Annotated in this window: 6 protein-coding genes and 1 pseudogene; 2 read left to right on the top strand and 5 right to left on the bottom strand. The window is 68.4% G+C overall.

What is annotated here, in order from left to right; all coding sequences use genetic code 11:
* A pseudogene (locus FV220_RS22910) lies at window positions 1-616 on the top strand (trifunctional transcriptional regulator/proline dehydrogenase/L-glutamate gamma-semialdehyde dehydrogenase); the annotation flags it as partial.
* 158 nt (window positions 617-774) lie between these two features.
* On the opposite strand, the gene FV220_RS22915 reads toward FV220_RS22910, so the two are convergent.
* From FV220_RS22915 to FV220_RS22925, 3 genes are all read right to left on the bottom strand, one after another.
* Window positions 775-1209 (bottom strand): MEKHLA domain-containing protein, encoded by a 435-nt coding sequence (locus tag FV220_RS22915; protein WP_147833350.1) that lies wholly within the window; start codon window positions 1207-1209, stop codon window positions 775-777.
* Window positions 1210-1223: 14 nt separating this feature from the next.
* The gene (locus tag FV220_RS22920) at window positions 1224-1583 is read right to left on the bottom strand and encodes a hypothetical protein (RefSeq protein ID WP_026176196.1); all 360 of its coding nucleotides are present in this window, start codon (window positions 1581-1583) and stop codon (window positions 1224-1226) included.
* A 179-nt stretch (window positions 1584-1762) separates the two neighbouring features.
* A complete protein-coding gene (locus FV220_RS22925; RefSeq protein ID WP_147833351.1) occupies window positions 1763-2533 on the bottom strand; it encodes an SDR family oxidoreductase in 771 nt (256 codons plus the stop codon).
* A 99-nt stretch (window positions 2534-2632) separates the two neighbouring features.
* Between FV220_RS22925 and FV220_RS22930 the strand changes: the two genes are divergently transcribed.
* Entirely contained in the window at window positions 2633-3022 is a 390-nt protein-coding gene (locus tag FV220_RS22930; RefSeq protein WP_056140018.1) for a helix-turn-helix domain-containing protein, read from the top strand.
* Between the two features lie 5 nt (window positions 3023-3027).
* Here FV220_RS22930 and dnaE read toward each other — a convergent pair whose 3' ends face one another.
* Together dnaE and FV220_RS22940 are read right to left on the bottom strand one after the other, a co-directional pair.
* Entirely contained in the window at window positions 3028-6534 is a 3507-nt protein-coding gene (dnaE, locus tag FV220_RS22935; RefSeq protein WP_147833352.1) for a DNA polymerase III subunit alpha, read from the bottom strand.
* Window positions 6535-6645: 111 nt separating this feature from the next.
* A partial coding sequence (locus FV220_RS22940) for an ATP-binding cassette domain-containing protein (RefSeq protein WP_147833353.1) occupies window positions 6646-7504 on the bottom strand: 859 nt, incomplete at its 5' end.

Raw genomic sequence — 7504 nt, forward strand, 5'->3', positions numbered from 1 at the left:
CCCCGCCGCCATGCCCGAGGCGCTGGCGTCCCTGCGCGACGCCCTGTCGGCGGCGGGCAGGGACAGGGAGGCGGCGCGCGGCGACGCCTATGCAGAACGGAGCCTCCTCGGGCTCGACATCGCCCTGCCCGGCCCGGTGGGCGAGAGCAACCGCTACAGCCTGCATCCGCGCGGCACGGTCCTGTGCCTGCCGGCCAGCGAGACCGGGCTGTTCGCACAGATCGCGGCATGCCTCGCCACCGGCAACACGATCCGCCTCGTCCCGCCCGCCGGCCTGCGACCCATGCTCGACCTCCTGCCCCGTGCGGTTCGGGGTACGATCGACATCGCCGATGGGCCGGACGCCATGGGCTGCGCGGCGATCCTGGTGGAGGGCGGGGCGGAGGCGACCCTCACGGCGACGCGGAGAGCCGCCGCGCTGCCCGGCCCCATCATCCCGGTCCTCGCCGTGTCGCCGGACGGATTGAAGAAGGGAGTCGAGGATTACTCCCTCGAATGGCTGCTCCGGGAGCGCAGCATCAGCACCAACACCGCAGCGGCAGGCGGCAATGCCGCCCTGATGACACTCGGAGAGGATAGCGATGCGATCGCGATCCCACCCACCACCTCACCCTGAGGTGCCGAAGCGCAGCGAAGGCCTCAAAGGAGCCCTCCAGTTCGCACAGCGGGTTCTGAAGCCCTCCTTCGAGGCGGCTACGCGGCGCCACAGGATGAGGTCGTGGGTTGGAGGAGGAAAATCGTCACGCCTTCCCGCGTCGACAGCGGCGACCCCGCTCAGACGGAAAAGGTCGCGGCCTGACCGTGGAACAGGCCGGCCTCGTCCACGAGCTGCCAGACGATGGCGTCTCGGATCGGGAAGCGGGTTCCGTCCTTGCGGATGCGGATGCCGGCATAGTTGTCGACGAACCCGTGGCGGGTGACCGCGTCGAGGAGGCGCTGCCGCTCGGCCCGCTCCGGGGCCTCGGCCGAGAAGCGGGAGGGCAGGCCGATGAGCTCGGCCTTCTCGTAGCCGAAGACGCGCAGGGCGGTCAGGTTCGCATAGATGAAACGCGGGTCCTCCCCTCCGTCATGGGCGAGAACCGCGAAGGGGGCGTCGGCATCGAGCCAGGCCGCGTCGCGCCCCGGCTCCGGCACCAGCGCCCGGCCGACGGCACGGTGGAAACTCCCGGTCAGGAGCGCGTAAAAACCGGGATCGTCGGAGATATCCACGTCAGGCACCTGTGTCAGCGCGAGGCCGAAGGCCGCTCGAACCGGGCATAGGCGGCCAGGGCGAGGTAAGCGACGAGGCTGCCGAACGCCGCGGCGACCGCCTTGACCAGGAAATCGGACATCCGGGCATGGCGGGTCGGCGACAATTCCTGGCCGAATTCGAGGATGCCGGCCACCGCCATTCCGGTCACGAGCCCGAGATACCAGCGCTTGGGATAGGCCAGGATCAACAGGAATCCGAACAGGGCGTAGGCGCTCATCCGCTCGACATTCGCCGAGGCGACGACCGGCCGGAGCCCGATCGGCGACAGCGTCACGAAGACCAGGATCGCGAGGATGACGAAGACCGACAGGCGCAAGAGAGTTCTCGTCATCGAAGCGTGCCACCGAACCGCGACGCCAGTTCGCGTCATGCCGGGACTTGTCGGGCAAGCACCGGGTCCAGCCTGATCTCGACCATGCTGAAGGTATTATTAAGACGCGGTTACGCGACAGATGTTTCCCGCCGCGTCTGTCCGACCGGCACGCCGGCGCGCATGGCCGCTGCGGAGCGTCAGTGCTGGGCCGCGCGGGCCTTGTCGGCGACGTCGTTCACGGTGGCCAGGGTCTGGTCGAACCGCTTCTCGCTGTCCGCGAAGCGCAGGAAGCCCACGCGTTTCACCAGGATTTCCGGCGGAGTCGGCTGCGTCGCGAAGAGCGTCATCACCTCGTCCATGAAGTCGCCGAGGGGCATGTATCCCTCCCGCGTCGACTGGCCGGGCGTGAGTTCCGTCTGCACGGCGGGCGGCACGAGCTCGATGACCTCGACCTTGCCCTTCAGGGCGTCCCGCAGGCTGATCGTGTAGGAATGGATCGCCGCCTTCGTCGCCGAATAGGTCGGGGTCGAGACGAGCGGCACGAAGGCGAGGCCCGACGAGACGTTGATGACCGCCCCGTCCGGCCGGGTCGCGAGATGGTCGATCAGCGCGTTGGTGAGCCGGATCGGCCCCAGCAGGTTGGTGGTCACCATCGCCTCGGCATCCGACAGATCGCGGGAGCGGGTCAGATCCTCGAACTGCATGATCCCGGCATTGTTGATCAGGACGTTCAGGTCGGGATGGGCGGCGATCACCGTCGCCGCAAACGCTTCGATCCCGGCCTTGTCCTCGACATCGAGCACATGGCCGACCATGCCGGGATTGGCCTCCGTGACCGCATCGAGCCGATCGCGGCGGCGGCCGGCGATGATCACCGTGTTGCCCTGGGCCTGGAACCGCTCCGCCAGTTCTCGGCCGATCCCCGATGCGCCGCCGGTGATGAGAATGGTGTTGCCGCTCGTCTTCATGGGACATCCCTCCTGGTTGTCCCAAACAGATGCCGCACCTACTCTCCAAAGGGTAGAAGGCACCAAAAAGATTTGTACTCACCAAAAGGAGAGCGTGAGATGCCGGCTCCGCACCCACCCGCCGACGCGGATCCGCGCGTCGAGGCTCTGGTCCACGACCTCATCGGCCGCGTCGCCGACAAATGGACGATGCTGATCCTCGAAATCCTGGAGGAAAAGGGCGAGCTTCGCTTCACCGAACTGAGCCGAGCGATCGGCACGATCAGCCAGAAGATGCTGACCCAGACGCTGCGCCACATGGAGCGGGACGGGTTGGTGATCCGCACCGTGCATCCGGTGGTGCCGCCCAAGGTCGAGTACCGGCTGACGGAACTCGGCCAGAGCCTCGGCGCCGCCTTCTGCGGCGTGTGGATCTGGGCCGAGCAGAACCTCGCGACGGTGGAAACGGCGCGCGAGACGTTCGACGGGCCCCTCCCCTCGGGAGGCTGAACCCGTCAGTTCACTTCGACCTGCACCACACCGGGCACAGCGCGGAGGGCACCCGCGATCTGCGGGGTCGCCTGATAGCGGCCGGGGAGCTTGACCTCGACCTCCCGGTCGCCGCCGTCGAGGAGGAGGATCAGCGAGACCTCGCCCTCGCCGCGCACCTGCAGGCGCTGCTGGACGCTGACGATGGGGCGCTCGTCGCGGAGATAGACGCGCATGCCCTTCTGGTACCGGGCCACCGCCTCGTCGAGGGGCTCGGCGGTGACGATGCGCGCGCGCACGTCCTCGCCTTCGAGATTGGCCTGGATCTGCAGCACGAGGGGACGGCCGGGTTCCAGGATCTCGCGGTACTGGCCGAGGCCCTCCTGGAAGATGATCGCCTCGAAATGCCCGGTCTGGTCCGAGAGGGTGACGATGCCGAGCTTGTTGCCGGACTTGGTGCGGCGCTCCGAGCGGTCGAGGACGGAGGCGGCGACCTTGCCGACGCTGGACGTGCCGGCGCGGACCGAGCGGCAGAACTCGGCCCAGCTCTGGACGCGGAGTTTCTCCAGCAGGCCGGCATATTCGTCGAGGGGATGGCCGGAGAGGAAGAAGCCGATGGCCTCGTATTCCTTCTTCAGCTTCTCGGCCATCGGCCACCCCTCGTGGGTCGGCACGCGCAGCGTGACGTCGGCAGCGGCGATGCCGCCGAACATGTCGGTCATGCCCTCGACGGACGGCGCGCCTTCCTGTGCCATCTTCATCATCGGTTCGATGGCGGCACAGGCGCGGGCCCGATCCGGCTCGATCGTATCCATGGCGCCGGCCGCGACGAGGTTCTCAAGGGTCCGCTTGTTGATGAGGCGCGGGTTGAGCCGGCGTGCGAGGCAGGCGAGGTCCTTGAACGGCGTGTCGCCGCGCGCCTCCACCACGGCCTCGACGGCGGCCCGGCCCACGCCCTTGATCGCGGCGAGCGCATAGCCGATCCGCCCGTCATGGACCTCGAAATTGACGCCCGATGTGTTGATCGAGGGCGGGTCCACCGGGATGCCGAGGCGCTGGGCGTCCTGGCGGAACTCGGCGAGCTTGTCGGTGACGTCGATGTCGAGCTGCATCGCGGCGGCCAGGAACTCCACCGGGTAGTTCGCCTTGAGATAGGCCGTCTGGTAGGTCAGCAGGGCGTAGGCGGCGGCGTGCGACTTGTTGAAGCCGTAATCGGCGAACTTGGCGAGCAAGTCGAAGATCTCGTTGGCCTTCGCCTCGGTGATGCCACCCGCGACGGAGCCCTTCACGAAACGGTCGCGCTGAGCGTCCATCTCGGCCTTGATCTTCTTGCCCATGGCGCGGCGGAGCATGTCGGCGTCGCCGAGCGAGTAGCCGGCCAGAAGCTTGGCCACCTCCATCACCTGCTCCTGGTAGACGATGATGCCGAAGGTCTCCTTGAGGATCGGCTCCAGCTTCTCGTGCGGGTACCAGCTCGCCTCGTTGCCGGCATCGCGGCCGAGCTTGCGCTCGCAATAGACCGGGATGTTGGCCATGGGGCCGGGGCGGTAGAGCGCCACGAGGGCGATGATGTCCTCGAACCGGTCGGCCTGCATCTCGACCAGCGCCTTGCGCATGCCGGCGGATTCCACCTGGAACACGCCCACCGTCTCGCCGCGCTTCATCGGCGCGTAGGTCTTGGGATCGTCCAGCGGCAGCGAGGCGAGATCGACGATGATGCCGCGCTGCGCCAGGAGGTCGGTGCAGCAGCGCAGCATGGTCAGGGTCTTGAGGCCGAGGAAGTCGAACTTCACGAGGCCCGCCGCCTCGACCCATTTCATGTTGAACTGGGTCACCCGCATCCCGGTCTTCGGGTCGCGGTAGAGCGGTACGAGCTGTTCCAACGGCCGGTCGCCGATGACCACGCCCGCCGCGTGGGTCGAGGCGTGGCGGTGCAGACCCTCGAGCTTCTTGGCGATCTGCATGAGGCGCGCGACGACGGGCTCCTCCTCCATCGCCGCCTGGAGCTTGGGCTCGCCCTCGATGGCCTGGACCAGGGTGACGGGGTTAGCCGGGTTCTGCGGCACCAGCTTCGTCAGCTTGTCGACCTGCCCGTAGGGCATCTCCAGCACGCGGCCGACGTCGCGCAGCACACCGCGCGCCTGCAGCGTACCGAAGGTGATGATCTGCGCCACCTGCTCGTGGCCGTAGCGTTCCTGCACGTACTGGATCACGCGCTCACGGCCGTCGACGCAGAAGTCGATGTCGAAATCCGGCATCGAGACGCGTTCGGGGTTGAGGAAGCGCTCGAACAGCAGGCCGAACCGCAGCGGATCGAGATCGGTGATGAGGAGCGCATAGGCCACCAGCGAGCCGGCACCCGAACCACGGCCCGGCCCCACCGGGATGTCGTGGTCCTTGGCCCATTTGATGAAGTCCGACACGATGAGGAAGTAGCCGGGGAACTTCATCTTCACGATGACGTCGAGCTCGAAGGCGAGACGATCGCGATAGACCTGTTCGGTCATACCATCGCAGGGGCCGTGCTGGGCCAGACGCAGTTCGAGACCGGCCTCGGCCTGACGGCGCAGCTCGGACGGCTCGTCGAGGGCGATCTCCGCCGCGACATCCGGCGAGACCGTCTCCACGGGGAGCGCATCGAGGGCGGCGACGACGCCGAAATTGGGCAGGATCGGCTTGCGGGTGCGCACGCGATAGGCGCAGCGCATGGCGATCTCCACGGTGGCGGACAGGGCATCCGGCAGGTCGTGGAACAGCTTGGCCATCTCGGCCCGGGTCTTGAAGCCGTGGCGCGGAGTGAGCTTGCGCCTCCGCTCGTCCGAGACGAGGCGTCCCTCGGCGATGGCGAGCAGCGCGTCGTGGGCGTCGTAATCGTCGGGCTTGGCGAAGAACGGCTCGTTGGTGGCCACGATCGAGAGGCCGCTGGAATCGGCGAGCCTCAGCAATTCGCGCTCGACCATGCGCTCGTCGTCGAGTCCGTGGCGCAGGATCTCCACGTAGAGCCGGTCCTCGCCGAACGCTCCCTTCAGCTGCTCGAGGCGGGCGGCGGCGAGTTCGACGCGTCCGCCGCGCAGGGCTGTGTCGAGGGGGCCGGTGGTGCCGCCGGTGAGCGCGATGAGGCCGCCCGCATTCTCCGCCAGGGCTTCCACGGTGAGCCGGGGCGCGTCGCCCAGGGGGCCGTCGAAATAGGCGCGGCTCGCGAGACGCAGGAGGTTGCCGTAGCCGGCCTCGCTCTGGGCCAGCACCACGACGTTGGAGGTGACGATCTGCGACAGCCGCGCCATCGGGTCCGGCGCCTCGAAGGCCACGGAGAGCTGCATGCCGGCGATGGGCTGGATGCCCGTTCCGGCGGCCTTCTCGGAGAATTCCAGCGCCCCGAACAGGTTGTTGGTGTCGGTGAGCGCCAGGGCCGGTTGCCGGTCGGCGGCGGCCGCCTTGACGATGTCGGCGACCTTCAGTGCCCCTTCTAGGAGCGAGAAGGACGAGTGGACGTGGAGGTGGACGAAACCGGGATCTTTGAGGATGCGCGCCATGACTCAACCCATCCCGAGTCGCGGTTCACGGTCCATTACCATTACCACGTCCGGCGCAATTGCCTGTGGAAGAGGGCCTTTCGGGTCACAGGCCCCCTCGCCCGCCTTTGCCTATTCGGCCGGCAGCGCCAGGCGCTTCGGCCTCGGCTCCTTGCCGCGGGCGGTTTCGTCCAGCGCGTCGGTGAACTGGAGCGCTGCGAGCTGAGCGTAGAGCGCGCCCTGCGCCAGCAGGCTCTCGTGCGTGCCGGTCTCGACGATCCTGCCGCCATCGAGGACGAGGATGCGGTCGGCGGCCCGAATGGTGGCCAGACGGTGGGCGATGACCAGGGTGGTGCGCCCGCGCATGAGGGTATCCAACGCGGTCTGCACCGCGCGCTCGCTCTCGGCGTCCAGCGCCGAGGTCGCCTCGTCGAGGAGCAGGATCGGCGCGTCCTTGAGGATGGCGCGGGCGATGGCGACGCGCTGGCGCTGACCGCCGGACAAGGTGACGCCGCGCTCGCCGACCTGGGTGTGGTAGCCCTGCGGCAGGGCGCGGATGAACCCGTCCGCATGGGCGAGTTCGGCGGCGCGATGGATCTCGGCCTCGCTGGCGAGGGGCCGGCCGTAGCGGATGTTGTCCATCACCGAGCCGGAGAACACGGTGGGGTCCTGCGGGACCAGGGACATGCGCTCGCGCAGCGAATCCGGATCGACGGCGGTGATGTCGACCCCGTCGACGCGGACTACCCCCGATTGCGGATCGTAGAAGCGCAGCAGCGCCTGCAGCACCGTGGTCTTGCCGGCGCCCGAGGGGCCGACGAGAGCGACGCGCTCGCCATGGGCCACCTGGAAGCTGATCCCGTCCAGCGAAGGGTGCTCGGGCCGGGTCGGATAGGTGAGGCGCACCTGCTCGAACGCCACCTCGCCGCGTGGCGGCACCGGCAGCGGCACCGGATCGGCGGGCGCCTGGATCGCCGGCTCGGCGGCCAGG

It is taken from the genome of Methylobacterium sp. WL19 (genome assembly GCF_008040005.1).
Lineage (GTDB): Bacteria > Pseudomonadota > Alphaproteobacteria > Rhizobiales > Beijerinckiaceae > Methylobacterium > Methylobacterium bullatum.